The sequence below is a fragment of the Clostridium guangxiense genome, assembly GCF_021043395.1.
Classification (GTDB): Bacteria; Bacillota; Clostridia; order Clostridiales; family Clostridiaceae; genus Clostridium_S; species Clostridium_S guangxiense.
Genome location: NZ_JAJNKE010000024.1, coordinates 44,836 through 66,213 on the forward strand (window position 1 = coordinate 44,836; position 21,378 = coordinate 66,213).

Below are 21,378 nucleotides of genomic sequence, written 5' to 3' on the forward strand. Positions count from 1 at the left end.
TACCTGCTGTTTTTTTATTTTAAAATATAACTATTTAATTATATAGTACATTTACACTTAATCCTTCGACTATATAATTATTTTTTACATCTCTTATATTAGATTCTCCAACAGAATTCTTATTCACGTACACATTCCAGTTTCCCCATGGTATAGGAAAGTTAAGTGCATGATTATTTGCATTGTATATTATAAGCAAGTTGTTCCAACTATCACCATTAGGTTTATTTTTAAGTATGAAGCCAACAGAATTTTTTGGTGAATTGTTAATAAATTCAAGGTGATTTTTTAAATCATCCGAGTTTATAAATCTAAATGCAGAATGATTTTTTCTTAAATTAATAAGATTTTTAATATAATAAACGCAGTTTATACGTTTATCTCTTAATGTCCAATCTATCCAATTTATATAGTCTGGCGATTTATAAGTGTTGTCTATGCCATTTTTTGTTCTGCCAAATTCTGAACCACACTCTAAAAATGCTGTTCCTTGAGAAGTTAATATTATGCCTAAGGATAATTTTACTCTTTCCATTAAAGTTCCATCACTGTCATCTGGATTTAAAGCTTTCAGTTTGTCATATAGTGCTGCGTTATCATGGCAAGAAACATAATTTATAGATTGCTCTGGAGAATTAAATGGGCCTTTAAGCCATTCAGAATAATTTATACATCCTATAGATGATAATTTTATGGAATTTTCAAAATTTTCACCGCCAGAGGCAAAACCTTTTGAATTTGCATCAAAAAGTGAACCTCTAATAGAATCTCTTATGATTTCATTAAAATATCCAATGCGTGGAGTTTTAAAGGAATTTTGAATAATGGCTTTCTTCTCATATAGCAAATTTGTATTTAAGTTCCAGCCTTCGCCGTAAAGCATTATTGGTCTTCCAAGCCTGTCAACAGCTTCACGTATTTGATTCATTGCATCTATATCATGAATTCCCATTAAATCAAATCTAAAACCATCTATATGATATTCTTGTGATAGATAAACTACAGAGTCAATTATAAATTTTTTCATCATTAGATTTTCTGAAGCTGTATCGTTACCGCATCCGGTTCCGTTTGAAAATGTACCATCCTGGTTTCTTCTTAAATAATACCCAGGGAATGTCTTTTCAAAACTATTTTCTTTTTCATTCCAGAGATGATTGAAAACCACATCCACATTAACTGAAATATTATTTTTGTGTAAAGCACTAATTAATGTCTTTAGTTCCCTTATTCTGCATTTAGAGTCATATGGATCTGTAGAATACGTACCTTCCGGAACATTATAATTTTGAGGATCATAACCCCAATTATATTCTGAAGGCATTTTTTCATCAATACTTTTATAGGAAAAGTCAAATATAGGCATTATCTGAACATGAGTTATTCCCAACTCTTTTATGTAATCAAGTCCTGTAGAAAGATTGTTTTTTGTTTTTGTATTTTCTTCAGCTAATCCTAAATACTTTCCAGTATTTTTTATATTGCTGTTTGGATTTGAAGAAATATCTCTTATGCTAATTTCATAAATTACGGCATCTGTAAAATTATTTATTGTACTTGGAGAAACATCTTTATCCCAATTTTCAGGGTTTGTTTCAGAAATATCTATTATAGCGCCTCTATTTCCGTTTATTCCTGTTGCTTTTACATATGGATCAGTAACTTCATTTACTTCATTATATAAGACAACTTGATAAGTGTAATAATAATTCTTCAAATCACCTTCTATAGGAGTGCTCCATAAGCCATTTTCTTCATTTAGGTATATAGAATGAACTGGATTATCATTTAAGGCTGCATCTCCGTTTTTATATAAAAGAAGCTTTACATTTAAAGCACTTGGAGCCCACAATTTAAAAATTGATTTTTGGGGGGTGTACTCAACTCCAAGTTTACCATCATAATAGTATCTATCATTAAATTCTTTAGATGAAAATAATTTAAAGTAACAACACTTTATGTTTATTATGTCGCCGTAGATAAGTAAACAATCCATTTTTATGTCTATTTCATTTTCTAAGTTTAGAAAAACTGTATTATCTGATATTGAGTGCTCAATTATTTTCATGTAATTTCTGCCATTAACTATATTCAACATGTAAAAATTTAATTCGCTTGGATTATCTATTTTGAATTCGATTCTATTGAAATTTGTAACTAATGCATTAAAGATTTTCATTGTTTGCCTCCTAAGCTAAATGAATTTATAATTTTTATAAATTAGTTATATAGTGAAACTAGCTTAACTGCAAACTATATGTTTACCATAATCTCTTAGAGAATGGCATTTTGGTACATGAATAGTTTAAGTTTCCCAGTAGTTTCACTATATATAGATAAAACGCTTTAACTATTGAAATTCATGTGCACCATAATGCCTAGAAGACGGCATTTTGGTACAAATAAATTTCAAGTTTCAAGATGGTTTATCTTTATACAGGAGTAAGTTTATCTATATAATATAAAAAATCAAAAAAAATGTAAACATCACTCTTGTTACAAAATATGGTAATATAGTATAATAAAGTTAACAATTTCTTTGGGAGATGAAAGAATATGGAAGAATTTCAAATAGCATTTGATAAGGAGAGTCCGCAGCGAAAAAATGAAAAAATAAATATAAGTATAAAAAATTGTATAAATAAGAATTTGTTATATAAGTTCTTAGTTGGGCATAATGGAAAGTGGAATATACTTAAGGATTTTTCCAATGAACTATTTGCAGTATGGTCTCCAAAAAAAGAGGGAATTTATACTATAATGATTCAGGCTTTGGAAAAAGATGATGCAAAACCATTTAGTTATGTAAATAAAACAGATTATATAATAAGAAATTCTGAAAGTGATAAGGTGGAAATCAAAAATTTTAGATGTCTTACTACTGAACTTTATACAGGTAATGAGATTATTTTTAAAGTAGATGCAATTAATAGTGACAATAAGATGACATTATATAAATTTGTGAAAATATATGCCCTAGGAAAAAGTGAGTGTATACAGGATTATTCAGGTAAAAGAATTGTAAGTTATACAGAAAAAGGATATGGAGACTTCAAGCTTTTATGTATGGTTAAAGATATGTATTCTAAAAAAGAATTTGATGATAGAGCTGTTATTTTATATAGGGTGAAAAAATATAGAGATATAAAAATAATCGATTTTACTGCTGATGTAACTTCGCCGCAGCTTCTAGGAAGTACTATTAATTTAAAATCAGTAGTTACTGGGGGAAAAAACATACTATACAGATATGTGATTGATGGGAATTTAAGTGAGGATAGTGGATACAAGAGGGATAAAAACTATGTGTGGAGACCTAAAAGAGCAGGTATATACAATGTAAAGCTAATGGTTAAAGATGAAAGCTGTAAAGAGGCTTTTGAGGCTTTAAAAGAGTTTAAATTTGCAATAGAAGAGATTAAGAATAAACCGGTTAAGATAGTAAGGATATATAAAAGTAAGGAAGGTACCATACTGAAGGGGGAAACTGTAAATGTTAAAGTAGAAGCAAAAGGAGGAATAGACTTAAGATATAGTTTTACCGTTAAAAAAGAAAATCAAATAATAGAAAAAATAGATTATGGGGCATGTAATTGGGTCAATTTTACACCTTCAGATTCAGGAAAATATACAATCGAAATTAAAGTTAAAGACAAATATTGTGATAAGGATTTTCAGTGCTGTTCAGAAGTAGTGGTACAAGCCATGGATTACATTCCAGCTAAAATAGAATGCGTACTTCCACCTGTTAAAGACTATTATGTTGTTGGAGAAAAGATTCAATTGGAGGCAGTAACTTTAAATACAAAAGAAAATTTAGTTAAATTTATAATTAGCAAAAATAGTAGTCAATTAGAAGAAACAAATTTTGAATTTTCTAAAAAATATGAAGTAATTCCTAAGTGTGAAGGTACTTATAAAGTTGAAATATACGCTGTAAATAAGAATAGCTCAAAGAAATTTGACTCATATAAAGCTATTAATTTTATTGTAAGGGATGTAGAGCCAGTGAGTGAGCTTACAATAAAATGTGATAGAGAATTTCCTATATTAAACGAGGCTGTTACACTAAATGTATCTTGTAAAAATGGAAGGGAAATAGTATATCAATTTTATATTATGAAAGATGGGGAATGGAAGATAGTTCAAAGATACAGCAAAAAAAGTTTTTATTCATTTATACCAACAGAAAAGGGAAACTATAGGATTCTTATTTTATGTAAAAATCAATTTAATTGTGAAAAAGAATATGAAGATTATTCAATTTTTGAGATGAATGTATAAAGTTTTGTTTGACTGTTTACGAAAATAAAGCTATAGTTTATTTATTGGAATAATGTGAGGTAGGTGAATAATGTGGCTGTAAGCGATAGTTCTAGCGTAAATAGCGTGCAAAATTATCTTCAACTTAATATGATGCAGCAAATGCTTAAAGCTGGAATGTCTGATGATGATTCTTCATCACAGGGATTTCAAATGGCTCTAGAAAGTTTACTTAATGCATCAGCGGAAGGCAATGGTTCTTTCGATTTAAGCAGTATTTTGGGTAGTGGCGACTTAAGCAATCTTGGTTATGGGAAAGGCCTACTTATGAATAATACTTTGGATTATATACAAAATGAAATTAAATCTGGCAACACTTCTATAGATAAAGCAGTAGAAGATGCATCAAAAAAATATGGCGTTGATAAAAAACTTATACTGGCTGTTATAAAGCAAGAATCAGATTTTAATCCAAATTCAACTTCGAGCGTCGGAGCAGAAGGTCTTATGCAGCTTATGCCATCTACTGCCAGCGAACTTGGAGTAACTAATGCATATGATGTTGAACAAAACGTAGATGGAGGTACAAGGTATTTAAAAGAACTTCTTGATATGTTTGGTAACGCCAAACTTGCTGTCGCAGCATATAATGCTGGTCCAAATGCAGTTAAAAATACTGCAGGAAACATAAGTGCTCTTTCAGGTGAAACTCAAAATTATGTGACTAAGGTTCTTGGTTATTATAATACATAATATAGTGAAAGGAAGTTAAACCCTTCACTTGAATTGTTTCGCATTATCTTTAAATTGTTAAGATTGAGATGATAAAATATTAGTTTTAAGTATAATAATTTTGAATATCCTGTAAAATATAAATAATGTGTATTTTACAGGATGTTTTTATGTTGAAAGGAAATAGAATATGGAAAGATTAGATAAAGTTTTAGCTAATTTAGGATATGGCTCAAGAAAAGATGTTAAGAAAATTATAAAAAGTGGAGAAGTTAAAATTGATGGAGAGGTTATAAAGGATAACAATTATCAGCTGGACCCCATTAAAAGTACAATAAAAGTTAATGGAGAAGAAGTTACATATAAAAAAAATATATATTTGATGATGAATAAGCCTGATGGTGTAATATCGGCAACCTTTGATGATTATGATAGGACCGTTATAGATCTTCTTGAAGAGCAGCACAAGGTATTTGATCCATTTCCAGTTGGAAGGCTTGATAAGGATACTGTAGGTTTGCTCCTGCTTACAAATGATGGAGAATTAAATCATAGGCTGATATCACCTAAATGGCATGTTGATAAGGTTTATTATGCGAAGATAGATTCTGAATTAAATAAAAATGATATTGAAGAATTTAAAAAAGGAATTATCCTTGATGATGGTTATAAATGTATGCCTGCAAAATTAGAAATATTGAAAGCTGATGAAAATGAATCGGAAGTTAAAGTTACTGTGCAGGAGGGAAAATATCATCAGGTTAAAAGAATGTTTCAAAGTCTTGACAAAAAGGTAATTTATCTTAAAAGGCTAAGCTTCGGTGGACTTAATTTAGATGAGAGGCTTGATGAGGGCGAATATAGGGAGCTTACAGTTTCTGAACTTGAAAAACTAAGAATAATTTGCAAAATATGTTAATGGTTTATGAAGGAATTACCTTCATATTAATAAAATGTTTACAATAAAATTTTCACGTTCCTATTGCTTTTTGTTTATATGTTTATTATAATATTAGACGAAAGATAAATAACAAGGAATGAATAGCCCCCTTTTTATTTATTATGAACAGCCCCGCCCCAAGGGCTGTTTTTATTTTTTGTTTATGAAAATATGAAAAGATTTACATAAGATGAACGTGAAATTTGTGATGAATATAAAAAATTATTATAAAATAAAAGTGCAATATTTATTTCATGATTGTGAATAAATATTTTGTGGAAATATGCCTTATAAAATGGTAAAATATAAATTACAGGTTGAAAGAGGTGGTTTTTGATGTCTGATTATAATTCAAGGTTGAAAAGTGAATCTATGGATTTTTTATGTGATGCAATACTAATTCTTCAAAATAGAGATGAATGTTACAGGTTTTTTGAAGATATTTTTACAATAAATGAAATAAAGACAATTGAACAAAGGCTTCAAGTTGCAAAAATGCTTAAAGACAAAAAAACTTATACGGACATTGCTGCAATTACAGGGGCAAGTACTGCAACTATAAGTAGAGTAAACAGATGCATTAATTATGGAGCTGATGGATATAATATAATTTTAGATAGACTTAATAAGGGGTGAATTATCAAATTAAATGTTTTGTAAAATTATCTCTTATAGTTTATAATAGTTTAAGTAAAAAATGTCAGTATAAGAAATAAAACTTATGCTGATTTTTTATTTTCAAATGATTAAAATTACTGATAAAATGTTATAATATTTAATAGTTTATATGATGAAATTATATGGAAACTTTAAATTAATATTACTATATTTTGATTAATTTAAGCGTTTAATGCAGTTTCTATATATTAAGCTGAGCTGTTAAGTCTTAAAAACTCAAGGAGTGAAATTTTATGGATTTAAAAAAATTGCTTAATAATGAACAATATGAAGCAGCTACTACGATAGATGGACCTCTTTTAATACTTGCAGGAGCAGGAAGTGGAAAAACTAGAGTACTTACATATAGGATAGCTTATATGCTTGATGAACTTGGTATTTATTCTTCACAAATTCTTGCTATAACTTTTACTAACAAGGCAGCAGCAGAAATGAAAGAGAGAGTAAAAGCTTTAATTGGAAGTGAAAAGGTAAGTAGTATGTGGATAGCAACATTTCATTCATGCTGCGTAAGAATTTTGAGAAGAGAAATAGATAAAATAGGGTACAGTAGAAATTTTACAATATATGATAGTGATGATCAAAAGGTGCTTATAAAACAGTGTATAAAGGAAATTGGTATAAATGAAAAAGATATAACAGATAAAGAAGTAATATCTAAAATAAGTTCAGCTAAAGATAAACTTGTAACTCCGCAGCAATATAAAAATGAAAATAGCAGCAATTATAAGCTTAATAAAATAGCTGATGTATACCTTTTGTATCAGAAAAAGCTAAAAGAGAATAATGCGCTTGATTTTGATGATCTTATTTTTAAAACTGTAGAACTATTTAAAAGGGAACCAGAAGTTCTTAAGTTCTATCAAAGAAAATTCAAGTATATAATGATAGATGAGTATCAAGATACGAATAAATGCCAGTATGAATTTGCAAGACTTCTTGCTTCTGAAAGTAAAAATATATGTGTGGTTGGCGATGATGACCAGTGCATATATGGATGGAGAGGAGCAGACATAAGGAATATACTGGATTTTGAAAGAGAGTATAAAAATGCAAAAGTTGTAAAGCTTGAAGAAAATTATAGGTCAAAAGGAAATATATTAAAGGCAGCAAATGAAATAATTAAAAATAATCCACATGAACATATGAAAAAGCTTAGGACAAGAAGTGATGATGGAGGAAAAATAAAGGTTTTAAGAGCAGATTCAGACGTTGCTGAGGCAGAGTTTGTAGCTAGTGAAATAATGAAAACTAAAGATGAGGAAAAAAGGAAATTTAAAGATTTTGCAATTTTGTATAGAACAAATGCTCAATCGCGTATATTTGAAGATGTATTCATAAAAAGAAATATACCTTATAGAATCATCGGTGGACTTAAATTTTATGATAGAAAAGAAATAAGAGATATAATGGCATATCTTAAGCTGATAAATAATCCTCTTGATAATGTAAGCCTTAAGAGAATAATAAATGTTCCAAAGAGAAGTATAGGAGCAACAACAGTATCAAAAATTGAGAACTTTGCCAATGAGATTGAAGAATGTTTATATAATGCTATTTTAGATGTGAACAATATTCCCGGATTGTCCCCGAGAACAGCCACTTCAATAAACAAATTTGTAAGCATATTAAATAGCTTCGTAAGGAGAAAAGATGAAATTTCAATATCAATTTTGATAAAGGAAATACTTGAACAAACTGGATATATGGATGAACTTAAAAAGTCAGATGATGTTCAAGACCGAGCTAGAATAGAAAATCTTCAAGAGCTGGTTAATGCGGCAGTGGATTTTGAAAATACATCAGATGATAAAACTCTTTCAGCATTCCTTGAAAAGACTTCTTTGGTAGCAGATGTAGACAATTATGATGAGGACGCCGATACAGTTGTTTTAATGACAGTTCATAGTGCAAAGGGACTTGAATTCCCTGTTGTATTTATGGTTGGAATGGAGAATGGAATATTTCCAGGAGGGGTTGCTTTTACTAATTCTTACGAAATGGAGGAATCAAGAAGACTTGCTTACGTTGGAGTTACGAGAGCGAAGGAAAAACTTTATATGACTTCTGCAAGAATAAGAAAAGTATTTGGAAGAACAGAGGCATTTACAGAATCAGACTTTTTAAATGAAATTGGTGATGATTTAAAAGAAACCTTTAACTTAAAGTCCGATTTTAGCAGAGGTGCAAGTCAAAGTTTTACTAAAAGCGCCAGCTGGAATTTAAATTCTGTTCCAAAAGAAGTTCCACCTAAAAATATTCAATTTGGCAGCTTGAGAAGTGAAAACAGATTAGAGAATATAAAGGATAATGAACCTGCAATTTTGCTTGAGAAAGATATATCAAAGGGAACTAAAGTAAAACATTCTAAGTTTGGAAAAGGTACTATAATAACTATAAATAAAATAGATGGTCATGTTAATTTGACAATTGCCTTTGAAAATATGGGGATTAAGAATTTAAGACTGGATATGGCACCACTTGAACTTTTATAAAATGAGGTGTAGTTATGGACGAAAAAGAAGATAAAATTGTGAAAATGGAAAAGCTTATAGAGGAGCTAAATAAATATTCCTACAGCTATTATGTACTTGATGACCCTGTGGTTTCGGATAAGGAATATGATGTAAAATATGATGAACTTAGAAAATTAGAGAAGGAAACAGGAATTGTGTATCCATATTCTCCAACAATGAGGGTTGGAGATGTGGTTCTTCCTCAATTTGAAAAGTATACACATAGAGCAAAACTTTTTAGCCTTGATAAAGCTCAAAGTCTTGAAGAACTTGTTGAATGGCATAATAGAAATGAAAAGGCTGTAAATGAGTACAATTCAAGCCATGAGGATAAACTTCCTCCACTTAAGTATGTGCTTACAAAAAAGTTTGATGGACTTACAATAAACTGTACATATGATGAAAACGGAATACTTATAAAGGCAGCAACTAGAGGTACTGGAGTTACAGGAGAGGATATAACAGCTCAGGCAAAGACAATAAAATCAATCCCACTAAGAATAAAAAATGATGCTTTAATAGAAGTACATGGTGAAGCAATAATGACTAAAGAGGCTTTTGAAGCTTACAATAGCAAGTCAGTGGTTCCACTTAAAAATCTTAGAAATGGTGCAGCAGGAGCTCTTAGGAATTTAAATGTTAAAGAAACTGCAAAAAGAAATTTATCGGCATTTTTTTATGATGTTGGATACAATGAAGGAACTCCATTTAAGACTTATATTGAAATGATGAATTTTATAAGAGAAAAGGGTTTTCCAGTTGATGAATATATAAAAGATTGTACAACCATTGATGAAATAAAAAGAGAGATAGAATATATAGGAAATATAAGAAAAACGTTGAATTATGATATTGATGGAGTTGTAATAGTAATTAATGATTTTAAGACAAGAGATTACCTTGGATATACAATAAAATTCCCCAAATGGGCAATCGCATATAAATTTGAAGCGGAGGAAGCTACAACAAGGCTTATAGATGTAGAGTGGAATGTTGGAAGAAGTGGGAGAGTTACTCCAACTGCTTTATTGGAGCCAGTTGACATTGCTGGAGTAGTTGTAAAAAGGGCTACATTAAATAATATGGATGACATAAAAAGAAAAGGAGTTAAAATAGGATCCAGAGTTTTTATACGAAGATCTAATGATGTTATACCGGAAATAATGGGCGTTTCGGATGATGAAAATGTTAAAAGCATAGAAATAGAACCGCCAATGACATGCCCTTCTTGTGGAAGTGAATTGGTAAGAGAAGGTGTTCACTTTTTCTGCGAAAATACGTTATCTTGCAAGCCTCAAATGGTAAAAAGCATAGTTCATTTTGGTAGTAGAGAGGCTATGAATATTGAAGGTTTTAGTGAAAAAACAGCTGAGCAATTATTTGAAAAGCTTGACATTAAGAGTATTTCTGATTTGTTTAGAATAAAAAAGGAAGATCTACTTAAACTAGATAAGTTCGCTGAAAAGAAGGCTGCAAATCTCATTGAGGCTATTGAAAAAAGTAAAAACTGTGATTTGCCATCTTTTATTTATTCTCTTGGAATACCTAATGTAGGCAAAAAAACTGCAAATGATCTTGTTAAAAAATTTAAAAATTTTGATAGTATACGAAATGCATCGTATGAAGACTTAATTTCAGTTCAAGATATAGGTGATATTGTTGCAAAAAGTATAGCAGAATTTTTTAAGCAGGACAAAATAATAAAAAGTATAAAAGAGCTTTTTGAATTAGGAGTATGCCCTACTTATGAGGAAAGCGAAATTGTGGATAATCCTTTTACAAATAAAACTGTAGTTGCAACTGGAACACTTAAAAATTATTCGAGAACTGATATAAAGAAAAAACTTGAGAAATTAGGAGCAAATGTTGCAGGAAGCGTTAGCAAAAAAACTGATTGCGTTATTGCAGGTGAAAATGCTGGCTCCAAATATGATAAGGCATTAAAATTAGGTGTAAGAATAATAAACGAAGACGAATTTGAACAAATAGTAAAAGATTTACAAAGATAAAGTCTAATGTGTTATTTACAAAGGTTGCAAAATAATATATTATATTTAGTAGGATTTTTGAGGGAGGAAGTATTATGTTAAAAAAGACAGTAGGTTTTTTAAGCTGGACTTTAGTAGTTATTACCACAGTGTGTCTTATATTTACTTTGCTTACTACATATCAACTTATTCCAATACAATACTTCAGTAACTACAAAATGTTTGATATATTTATGATTTTTACTATGATTGTTTGGGCAGTTAACTTTTTTGATAATAGTGACAAGTCTAGAAACCTTTTTTATTCTGGAGGATGTGCATTTATAGCGCTTGGTACTATGTTCTTCATGTATATGGGAGTATTTTAAAAAAATTGTGAAACAAGAGTGTTTTGCAACATTAAATAACGTTAATAAATCTAAGAGGAATATTCCTCTAAGATTTATTAACGTTATTTAAATGGTTTGAAAACACTCTTGTTTCATATAAAGTTGAGATTAAGGGATATTTTCCTCTGTACCTACGGAAAATGATACTGTAATTCAAGTTTAAGCTTATTTGTTACTTTCTTAAATGATGAAAGCAATAAATTAATCAAAAAAATTGAGATTATTTAATAATAATTGTATAATTTAATTTGGTATGATTTATAATGTTAAATATGTACTTAAAATTAAGCTGCATTTATTGAAAAATATACATTATAAAATACAAAGAAGGGAGGAGCTGCATAATTCTAAATTTATGCAGCGAGAAAATATGGCTGTTTCAAAAAAAGATGTTGAATATGTTGCTGAACTAGCAAGACTTAGTTTTACTGAAGAGGAAAAGGAAAGTTTAGCTCACGATTTAAATAGTGTGTTGGGGTATATTGACAAGCTTAATGAACTTGATACTGACAATGTTGATATAATAGTAAACCCTTATTACATAGAAAATAAATTTAGAGAAGATGTTGTTGAACCTTCTATGGATTTAAAAGATGTAATTAAAAATTCACCTAAGAATTTAGAGGAATACATAATTGTTCCTAAAATAATTGAGTAGCTATAAGGAGGTATTTTTATGGAATTGCATAAGCTTAAAGCGCATGAGCTTAAAGATATGATAGATAATAAGGAAGTTAAAGTTGAGGAAGTGACAAATGCTTTTTTAAATAGAATTGATAAGGCTGATGAAAAACTAGGGGCTTTTTTGTATGTAGCTAAGGAAGAAGCACTTAAAGACGCAAAACTAATGGATCAAAAAATTGAAAAAGGGGAAAAGCTTCAAGGATTATCAGGTATTCCTGTTGCTGTAAAGGATAATATAAGTGTAAAAAATATGCAAAATACATGTGCATCAAAAATACTTGAAAAATATATATCACCTTATGATGCTACTGTAGTTGAAAGACTTAAACAAAATAATGGAATTATAATTGGAAAATCAAACATGGATGAATTTGCTATGGGATCCTCTAATGAAAACAGTGCTTATAAGGTTGCCAAAAATCCATGGGATACAACTAAAGTTCCAGGAGGTTCCTCTGGCGGAGCTGCAGTTGCAGTTGCAAGCTGTGAAGCTCCAGTAGCATTGGGAACTGAAACAGGAGGATCTGTAAGAGAACCAGCATCTTTCTGCGGTGTAGTTGGACTTAAACCTACTTATGGAAGAATATCAAGATATGGAGTTGTTGCCTTTGGTTCGACTTTGGACCAGGTTGGAACTTTTGGAAGGGACGTAGAAGACTGCGCACTTATTACTCAAAATATAGCTGGTCTTGACAAAATGGATTTTACAACAGTTGATACTCCAGTTCAAGATTATAAGAAGAGTCTTGTAAATGATGTTAAAGGTAAAAAAATAGCTGTTCCAAAGGAGTTTTTTGGGGATGGCTTAGATGAGAGCGTAAAAAAATGCATACTTGAAGCTATAGAAGTATTTAAAGAAAATGGGGCAGAAGTAAAGGAATATTCACTTCCACTTTCAGAATACGCATTAGCTGCATATTACATAATATCTTCAGCAGAAGCTTCATCAAACCTTGCAAGATTTGATGGAATAAGATATGGACATAGAGATATGAATGCTGATGATATAACTGATCTTTATGTGAAATCTAGAAGTGAAGGTTTTGGAAGAGAAGTAAAAAGAAGAATTATGCTTGGTACATATGCTTTATCAGCAGGATATTATGATGCATATTATAAAAAAGCTCTAAAGGTAAGAAATCTTATAAAGCAAGATTTTGAAAAAGCATTTAAAGAATTTGATGTTATAATATCACCTACATCTCCAACAACTGCATTTAATTTAGGAGAGAAGACTAAAGATGTACTTTCTATGTACATGTCAGACATTTACACTGTACCTGTTAATATAAGTGGTATTCCAGCTATATCTGTACCATGCGGTATGGTTTCAGGTCTTCCAGTTGGACTACAGATAATGGGTAATTACTTTAGAGAAGATGTACTTTTCAATATGGCATACAGCTTTGAACAGTCTACATTATGGCATAAAAATTGCGCAGCAGATATAAAGTAGGGAAGGTGAAAGTATATGGAATATGAAATAGTTATTGGACTTGAAGTTCACGTAGAACTTAATACAAAAACAAAAATGTATTGTGGATGTACTGCTGATTTTGGAGGACAGCCTAATACTCATGTTTGTCCTGTTTGCATGGGGCTTCCAGGATCACTTCCACATATCAATAAAAAGGTTATTGAATATGCAATAAAGGCTGGTCTTGCTTTAAATTGTTCAATAACACATATGGGAAGGATGGATAGGAAAAATTATTTCTACCCAGATTGTCCTAAAAATTATCAAATAACTCAGGATGAACTTCCTATATGCAGAGATGGGTATATTGAAGTAGAACTTGAAGATGGAATTAAGAAAAGAATTGGTGTTGAGAGATTACATGTTGAGGAAGATGCAGCAAAGCTTTTACATACTAATGCAGGAACTTTAGTTGATTTTAATAGAGCAGGAGTTCCATTAGCAGAAATAGTATCAAGGCCAGATATTAGAAGCCCAGAGGAAGCTGTAGCATACCTTGAAATGTTAAAGAGTATACTTTCATGTATAGGAGTTTCTGACTGTAAAATGGAAGAAGGTTCTTTAAGATGTGATGCTAACATTTCTGTAATGGAAAAAGGCGCTAAAGAATTTGGTGTTAGAACTGAAATAAAGAATATGAACTCTTTTAAAGCACTTGAAAAGGCCCTTAATTATGAATATGAAAGACATGTAAAGGCTATAGAAAGTGGAGAAAAATTGTATGTTGAAACAAGAAGATGGGATGATGCTAAAGGCATAACTAGTGTTATGAGAAGTAAGGAACAAGCTAATGATTATAGATATTTCCCAGAAGGTGATCTTGTTACTTTAAATATAAGTGATGAATGGATAGAAAATATAAGAAAGACAATACCAGAGCTTCCATATGAAAAAAAGGAAAGATTTATAGAAGAATTTGAAATACCTAAATACGATGCTTCTGTACTAACGCTTACTATGTCTATGGCGGATTACTTTGAAAAAACTGCAAAGTTAAGTGGTGATGCTAAAGCTGCATCAAACTGGCTTATGGGGGATATTTCAAAGATAATGAAGGCTAATTATGTTTGGGTTGAAGATCTTAAATTTACTCCAGAGCAGCTTTCGGAACTTATAAAGCTTATAAATGCTGGCACTATATCCAATGCTATAGGTAAAAAAGTTATAGTTAAAATGTTCGAAACAGGAGAATCTCCAAAGAAAATTATAGAAGATGAAGGTCTTGTTCAGAACAGCAATGAAGATGAAATACTCTCAGTTATAAAAGATGTATTAAGCAAGAATCAAAAGTCTATAGAAGACTATAAAAATGGAAGAACTAGAGTTGTTGGCTTCCTTATAGGTCTTGTAATGAAAGAGACTAAGGGAAAGGCTAATCCTAAAATGGTCAATAAACTTATGTGTGATGAAATAGCGAAACTATAAAAAATGATTGCGTTTTAAAATAGAGTCTAAAAAATATGGTTCCCCCAAGGGAACCATATTAAGCATTTAAATTATTTTCATCTTTTGCAAATATTTTAGAAACATTACTATTTTTAACTGGCTCTGTGGAATCATAAGTATTATCACCATTTATGATTTCACCTGGGTCATTATTTTTTTTTGAATTATAGGATATGCTTTGGATTAATTTCTCCATTAAATAATTTTTGTATCTAAATTGACCGAGTAGTTGGTTTAGTAGTATAAAACTCCATATGCCTATAAAACAAAAAATAAGCATAGTTATAAGGCCAACTATTTCCAGGCAAATAATCATTAGTTATTACCTCCGTTTTAGTTTGAACTTTATAATTTAAAATTCACTTAATTTTATTATACCATAAATTGCAGTACAATATTATACTTTAAAAATAAATAATGCAAGAATGTTTATTTTACAATATATATGTAAATAATAAACAAATAAGGATAGTATACTAAATTTTTAGAAAGAATTTTGTGATATGAATAAAATATATAAAATTACTGCCAGTGTAATGATTACATGCTTGATATTCACTGGGTGTGTTGAGAAGAAAACTGAATATCTACAAACATCAACTAGAAATAAACCTGTTGCTTATGGTATTGGCGTAGTTCCACAAAGCCTTACTGCATCAAAAAACAGAGATACTAAGTCAAATGAAATTCTTAGAACTCTTTTCTCAGGACTTGTATATGAAGATGATAGCTCAATGGAAATTGAGCCAGGGCTTGCTGAAAAGTGGGAAGTATCTAAAGACAAAATGCAGTATACTTTTCATATAAGAAACAATGCTATGTGGAGTGATGGTGAAAAAATAACTGCACAGGATTTTTATGATTTTTTTAGGGAAATACTATCACCACAAACGGATAATATTTACGCATATGATCTTAGATATATATATGGCGAAGAAGCATATAATTCAGGTAAAGTTTCTTTTGATCAGGTGGCCATTAATGTGATTGACAATAGTACTTTAAGAATAAGACTCAATAGTCCATGTGATTACTTTTTGAGAATTTTATCTGAACCTCAATTTTTTCTTAGAGAAATCAATAAAAGCACCAGTAATTGGAAAAAAGATTACTTAAAAATAAAATATACTGGTCCTTTTAAAATTTCATATATTTCTCAGGGAACAATAACGATTAAAAAAAATAATTATTATTTTATGAAAGATAAAGTTAAGAGTAATGAACTAAAGCTTAAATTTTATAATGATGAAGAAAATGTAAGTGCGTATTCTGTCACAGATTTTGATTCAAATAATATAGATATATTTTCAAATCCGCCACTTACGGAAATAAATAGATTAAAAAAGAGTAATCATATTAAAAGTTTTAGTACATTAAATATATATGCACTTTATTTTAATATGAAAAAAATAGCTGATTCTAATTTTAGAAATGCAATAAGTTTATTAACTAGTAGAACTGAAATAGCAAAAGATATGCCAAAAGAAAGTATTTCTCCAATTTATAATTTCATTCCATCAAGTTTAAAAGAAAATTATATAATGACAAATACATTTGAGGAGTCAGCTCCATCAGAAGGTGTTGAAATTCTTAAAAAAAGTAAATACGAAAATGATGATAAGTTTGTAATTGCATACGAGGAAAATGACTTTAATAGGAAACTTTGTGAAAGCTATATTAATTCTATAAATAAAAATATTAGAAGCGTAGATAAAAGCGAAAAAATAAATTTTGAGTTAAAAGGATATAATAAAAATAATTTATATGAAGTTTTAAAAAATGGAGATTATGACATGTTTTTTGGAGAATACAATATTTCTTTTAGCAATCCCATGAGCTTTTTAGAAATGTTTTCTTCAAAATCACCATTCAATTTAAATAAATACTCCAGTACTACTTATGACGATCTTATGTATGGGCTAATTAATTCAAATAATTTAGCTAAAAATAACGAATATTGCTATAAGATGATTAAGCAATTAACTGTAGATTTGCCTGTTATACCTATATGTACAAAAAATAATGTGATATGCATGAGTCCACTTGTGACTGAGCTTAGGGAAAATCCATATGGTGATATAATTATTTCATCAATAAAATAAGATTAGGGGCTGTTGCACTAAATATTTCGAACTAAAATAAGTGAAGGGTTTGACGAGGCTTTACACGTTAAAGCCCTTCACCACTAGCTTTTGGTCTTCTTTTGAGGCAAAAAAATTAGTTATTGCTTCACAATATTTTTGGAATTTAAAAATCAAAAAAATGTTTGAAGCAATATATGATTATAAAAAATATGAACATATTGTTATCGCTATAAAAGGATTGTTTCGTATCACTAAAGGTTCTTTTCTTTTTATTAAAGTTGATTTTTTTAAAGAATATAGGTGCAATTTGGGATAATTCTGGTGTTGGCATAGATGACATTTTAAAATTATTTTCATCAATTAAATCTTCTGCTTTTAAAGAGAAATTTTTATAGCGTTCAGGATTATCCAAGCTAGGTACAGCAGGCCAAGAAGCTATAATTCCAGATTCAATTAGCTGATGCTTGAATACATCTTCAATTATAGAATCGTATTCTTTAGGATCATCACATAAGTCACATATAAGTATGGAATTTATGAGATATAGGATTATTTCTGTTGAATAAAAAGTGCATTCTTTTTTTTCACCTTGTTTAAAGAACATTCCATCTTCAGGAATGAATAAATCTTGTAATAATGAATACATCTTTAAAGCTGTGTCTTTAAATTTTGTGAGTTTTGAACTTTTGTATAGAAGTATTGAATTCAAACATAAAAGGCATGAGTTTGTTATATTTCCAGAATAATTTATAATATGATTTTCACAAGTGAACTCAAAAAGATCTATTAAAAGTTCATAGGCTTTAATATTTTTGCTATAATCAAAAAATATGTTCAAAGCTAAAATTAGCTTGTTCAATTCTCTGGAAGATAAATTGTATAGATCGTCTTTAAAATGCAAAAGCATCTTTAAGATATCAAAAGAAAAATTTTTATATTCTGAAGAATTTTTTCCTGTGTACAAAGTTGAAAATTTATAATGTGCACACATTAGCAAGGCCTGGTCTGAAAATTTAAAGTCTTTACCTTTTGCTTCGAGTTTTATTTCAGAAGTAAGTCCATTTGAAATATCCTTTTTATCTATAAAAACACCTTCTGAATTTCTCAAGTATGAAGTGTAAAAATCAATTTGTTTCTTTGCAGTGCTTATATATATTGGGTTTAAGTAAAATTTTTTAGGATATGTTGATTTGAATTTTAAAAAATAGTTGGATAGTTCCATTAAGCATAATGTCATATATGCATTAGAAGATATAATTATATTTTTTCTGTAACTGCTGTCATCCCAACTAAGTTTTTTATCAAGTGTATATAAATTGCAACTAGATTTCTTATAGATACAAATTAGTGGTGAAAATGATTTAAATGTGCTAATATCATTTAGAGAAATGTCTTTTGTTTTTATATCTTTTAATGGGAATGTTATTCCACATTTTGAATTAAAAACTATATCTTTTATGGCTTCTTTTGAAAGATGAAATAATTGATTTTTTATATTATCTTTGTTTGTTGAATTTGATCTGAAAAAAGGGCCTATATACATCAAAACATACACCGCCTTGATAAAAATAATACTACTTTATATAATATGATTTAAGTCATATATTTGTGATTAAAAGTTAAAATAAATTTAATGTACACACTTTTCAAAGGAGAATTAACATGGAAATAGGAAAACTTAATTGGGATGATTTAAAATTAATTATAGACAATAATAGAGGAAGTATACGTGATGACGTTATTGTTAGTGGAGGTATTGGAGAAGATTGCAGTGTAATAAGGTATGGAGATTACGATTGTGTGGTTTCTACAGATCCTATAACAGCAGCACAAAAAGGGATAGGAAAACTAGCTGTAAATATAAATTGTAACGATATAGCTTCTGCAGGTGTGAAGACAGTTGGAATACTGGTTACTATAATGGCACCTAAGTCATCTAAAATAGAGGAAATAAAAAATATAATGTCTGATATAAGTGATGAATGTAAGAAATTTAATATTCAAATTCTTGGTGGTCATACTGAGATTACAGAGGCAGTAAATAGAATAATAGTTTCGTGTACAGCGATAGGAAAAGGAGAAAAAGGTAAAACGGTATTTACATCAGGAGCTGAAGTTGGAGATGACATAATAGTAACAAAAACTTTGGGCATGGAAGGAACCTATATTGCAATAAATGAAAAATTGGACAAATTAAAAAATATTCTTTCAAATGAAGAATTAGATGAAGGCAAATCCTATGGCGAAAACTTAAGTGTCATAAAGGAAGGGGAAGTTGCAGGAAAATTTGGAGTTAATAGTATGCATGACATAACTGAAGGTGGGCTTTTAGGAGCATTGTGGGAAGTGGCAAATGCATCAAAAGTTGGTTTCAAAGTGTATAATAATAAACTTCCTATAAGTCATGTTACAGGAAAAGTGGCAAAAGTTTTTGGTATAGATATTTTGAGGTTTATTTCATCTGGAAGTATGCTTATATGCTGTAAAAATGGAGAAGAACTTTTGAAAAAATTGCAGGGCAATAATGTTCCTGCATTCATAATAGGAAACATAACCAGTGAAAAAGGCATACTTGTAGATAATGAAATTGAAAATGAGGTTACGCCTCCAGAATGTGATGAATTGTTTAAAATTTACAATTAAGGGAGTGCTAAAGATAAACTCTCATGAATTTCAATAGTTGAAGTGGTTTATCTTTAGTGAAACTACTGCGAAATATAAACTATTTATGTACTCAAATACCAATTTAAAAAGAATTGTAGTGCACCTATAGTTTGTGAACTAGTTTCACTATGTAAATTAAAAGTTGAATTATATATTAGAGGTGAAAAATTGAAGAATTTAATAATTGCAAGTAATAATAAAGATAAAATACGCGAGATAAAGGAGATTCTCAAGAAGTACAAGTTAAATATAATGTCTCAAAGTGAAGCAGGGGTTAATATAGAAGTGGAGGAAGATGGCACCAGCTTTATGGAAAATGCATATAAAAAGGCTCATGAGATATATGAATTAAAAAAAGATTCTATAGTTATAGCAGATGATTCTGGACTTATGGTAGATATTCTTGATGGAGCACCAGGTATTTATTCTGCTAGATTTGCAGGAGAACATGGAAATTCAGAAAAAAATAATGAAAAGCTTCTAAAGCTTTTAGAGGGCGTACCATTTGAAAAGAGAAAAGCAAAGTTTGTTTGCGCAATTATACTGATTGTAAATGATAATCATGATATAAGAGCGCAGGGAGAGGTTGAAGGCTATATTACAGAAGAAGCAAGGGGTAAGGATGGTTTTGGATATGATCCTTTGTTTTATATACCACAATATAATAAAACTTTTGCTGAAATTACGGCAGACGAAAAAAATAATATAAGTCATAGAGCAATAGCTCTTAAAAAACTATCGGAAGAAATAAGCAAATTGCCTTGGGAGTGATTAGAATGCATATAGCTATTATGAGTGATACACATAGAAATAAAAACATGATAGATAAAGCGTGCCAGCATATAAAAGATGCTGATATGGTTATACATCTAGGTGATAATGTAGAAGATGTAAATGAAATAAAGACTAAATATCATGGAGAAATAATAAGTGTTACGGGAAATTGTGATTTTATGACCACAATTCCACTTGAAAGGATTGAAATAATAGAAGGTAAGACGTTCTTTATTACGCATGGACATGAATATGGTATCAAATATGATCTTAATAGATTAAAGTATAGAGCAATGGAAGTAAATGCAGATATAGCTCTTTTTGGCCACACTCATATGCCATTTATAGCTGATGAACTTGGCATATTATTTATAAATCCGGGAAGTGTATCCTTATCTAGAAAAGGACCTAATAGTCTAGCATTTATAGACATAAATGATAGCAAAATTAGTGCAAGTATAAAAAATATATAAAAAAAATTAAAAAAAAGGGTTGACGAATTTCGCTGTATAGTGTAGAATAATCTCTGTCGTCAAGACACAGAACAAGAACACAAAACAAGACGACATAGTAAGTTCATCGGGGTGTGGCGCAGATGGGAGCGCGCGTGGTTTGGGACCATGAGGTCGCAGGTTCAATCCCTGTCACCCCGACCACTACAACGAAATATGCGGGTGTAGCTCAATGGTAGAGCCCTAGCCTTCCAAGCTAGTCACGAGGGTTCGATTCCCTCTACCCGCTCC

17 protein-coding genes and 2 tRNA genes are annotated in these 21,378 nt (G+C 30.0%); 16 read left to right on the forward strand and 3 right to left on the reverse strand.

Annotated features, from left to right (window positions below; genetic code table 11):
* Window positions 1–34 precede the first annotated feature (34 nt).
* A complete protein-coding gene (gene pulA / locus LQK79_RS13740) occupies window positions 35–2,179 on the reverse strand; it encodes a type I pullulanase (protein WP_231016908.1) in 2,145 nt (714 codons plus the stop codon).
* Window positions 2,180–2,556: 377 nt separating this feature from the next.
* Between pulA and LQK79_RS13745 the strand changes: the two genes are divergently transcribed.
* The 10 genes from LQK79_RS13745 to gatB all read left to right on the forward strand — a co-directional run bounded on the left by LQK79_RS13745 (window position 2,557) and on the right by gatB (window position 15,092).
* Window positions 2,557–4,284 carry a triple tyrosine motif-containing protein gene (locus LQK79_RS13745; protein ID WP_053240773.1) on the forward strand — a complete coding sequence of 576 codons (1,728 nt, stop codon included), beginning with the start codon at window positions 2,557–2,559 and terminating at the stop codon, window positions 4,282–4,284.
* Window positions 4,285–4,356: 72 nt separating this feature from the next.
* A complete protein-coding gene (locus tag LQK79_RS13750) occupies window positions 4,357–5,016 on the forward strand; it encodes a lytic transglycosylase domain-containing protein (RefSeq protein WP_053240774.1) in 660 nt (219 codons plus the stop codon).
* A gap of 169 nt (window positions 5,017–5,185) precedes the next feature.
* Window positions 5,186–5,914 carry a pseudouridine synthase gene (locus LQK79_RS13755; protein ID WP_231016909.1) on the forward strand — a complete coding sequence of 243 codons (729 nt, stop codon included), beginning with the start codon at window positions 5,186–5,188 and terminating at the stop codon, window positions 5,912–5,914.
* 357 nt (window positions 5,915–6,271) lie between these two features.
* On the forward strand, window positions 6,272–6,571 hold the full coding sequence (locus LQK79_RS13760; protein ID WP_053240776.1) for a YerC/YecD family TrpR-related protein: 300 nt from the start codon (window positions 6,272–6,274) through the stop codon (window positions 6,569–6,571).
* A gap of 275 nt (window positions 6,572–6,846) precedes the next feature.
* A complete protein-coding gene (gene pcrA / locus LQK79_RS13765) occupies window positions 6,847–9,108 on the forward strand; it encodes a DNA helicase PcrA (RefSeq protein ID WP_231016910.1) in 2,262 nt (753 codons plus the stop codon).
* Between the two features lie 14 nt (window positions 9,109–9,122).
* Window positions 9,123–11,138, forward strand: a complete 2,016-nt coding sequence (gene ligA, locus LQK79_RS13770) for an NAD-dependent DNA ligase LigA (protein WP_053240777.1) — start codon at window positions 9,123–9,125, stop codon at window positions 11,136–11,138.
* 74 nt (window positions 11,139–11,212) lie between these two features.
* Complete coding sequence (locus LQK79_RS13775) at window positions 11,213–11,485, forward strand: hypothetical protein (RefSeq protein ID WP_053240778.1); 273 nt, start codon at window positions 11,213–11,215, stop codon at window positions 11,483–11,485.
* Between the two features lie 391 nt (window positions 11,486–11,876).
* The gene (gatC, locus tag LQK79_RS13780; protein WP_053240845.1) at window positions 11,877–12,164 is read left to right on the forward strand and encodes an Asp-tRNA(Asn)/Glu-tRNA(Gln) amidotransferase subunit GatC; all 288 of its coding nucleotides are present in this window, start codon (window positions 11,877–11,879) and stop codon (window positions 12,162–12,164) included.
* An 18-nt stretch (window positions 12,165–12,182) separates the two neighbouring features.
* Window positions 12,183–13,646 carry an Asp-tRNA(Asn)/Glu-tRNA(Gln) amidotransferase subunit GatA gene (gatA, locus tag LQK79_RS13785; protein WP_053240779.1) on the forward strand — a complete coding sequence of 488 codons (1,464 nt, stop codon included), beginning with the start codon at window positions 12,183–12,185 and terminating at the stop codon, window positions 13,644–13,646.
* A 15-nt stretch (window positions 13,647–13,661) separates the two neighbouring features.
* Window positions 13,662–15,092: an Asp-tRNA(Asn)/Glu-tRNA(Gln) amidotransferase subunit GatB gene (gatB, locus tag LQK79_RS13790; RefSeq protein ID WP_053240780.1), complete on the forward strand. Its 1,431-nt coding sequence runs from the start codon at window positions 13,662–13,664 to the stop codon at window positions 15,090–15,092.
* Between the two features lie 58 nt (window positions 15,093–15,150).
* On the opposite strand, the gene LQK79_RS13795 is transcribed toward gatB, so the two are convergent.
* A complete protein-coding gene (locus LQK79_RS13795) occupies window positions 15,151–15,429 on the reverse strand; it encodes a hypothetical protein (RefSeq protein WP_231016911.1) in 279 nt (92 codons plus the stop codon).
* A gap of 187 nt (window positions 15,430–15,616) precedes the next feature.
* On the opposite strand from LQK79_RS13795, the gene LQK79_RS13800 reads away from it, so the two are divergent.
* A complete protein-coding gene (locus tag LQK79_RS13800) occupies window positions 15,617–17,215 on the forward strand; it encodes a peptide ABC transporter substrate-binding protein (protein ID WP_231016912.1) in 1,599 nt (532 codons plus the stop codon).
* Window positions 17,216–17,360: 145 nt separating this feature from the next.
* Here the strand turns inward: LQK79_RS13800 and LQK79_RS13805 are convergent, their stop codons facing one another.
* Window positions 17,361–18,740, reverse strand: a complete 1,380-nt coding sequence (locus LQK79_RS13805) for a hypothetical protein (RefSeq protein WP_231016914.1) — start codon at window positions 18,738–18,740, stop codon at window positions 17,361–17,363.
* 119 nt (window positions 18,741–18,859) lie between these two features.
* On the opposite strand from LQK79_RS13805, the gene LQK79_RS13810 reads away from it, so the two are divergent.
* The 5 genes from LQK79_RS13810 (at window position 18,860) to LQK79_RS13830 (ending at window position 21,376) form a co-directional block, all read left to right on the forward strand.
* Window positions 18,860–19,840, forward strand: a complete 981-nt coding sequence (locus tag LQK79_RS13810) for an AIR synthase family protein (protein WP_231016913.1) — start codon at window positions 18,860–18,862, stop codon at window positions 19,838–19,840.
* 189 nt (window positions 19,841–20,029) lie between these two features.
* Window positions 20,030–20,632 (forward strand): XTP/dITP diphosphatase, encoded by a 603-nt coding sequence (locus LQK79_RS13815; RefSeq protein WP_053240785.1) that lies wholly within the window; start codon window positions 20,030–20,032, stop codon window positions 20,630–20,632.
* Window positions 20,633–20,637: 5 nt separating this feature from the next.
* Entirely contained in the window at window positions 20,638–21,108 is a 471-nt protein-coding gene (locus LQK79_RS13820; RefSeq protein ID WP_053240786.1) for a metallophosphoesterase, read from the forward strand.
* A gap of 107 nt (window positions 21,109–21,215) precedes the next feature.
* Window positions 21,216–21,291, forward strand: a tRNA-Pro gene (locus LQK79_RS13825).
* Between the two features lie 14 nt (window positions 21,292–21,305).
* Window positions 21,306–21,376, forward strand: a tRNA-Gly gene (locus LQK79_RS13830).
* The last annotated feature ends 2 nt before the right edge of the window (window positions 21,377–21,378 follow it).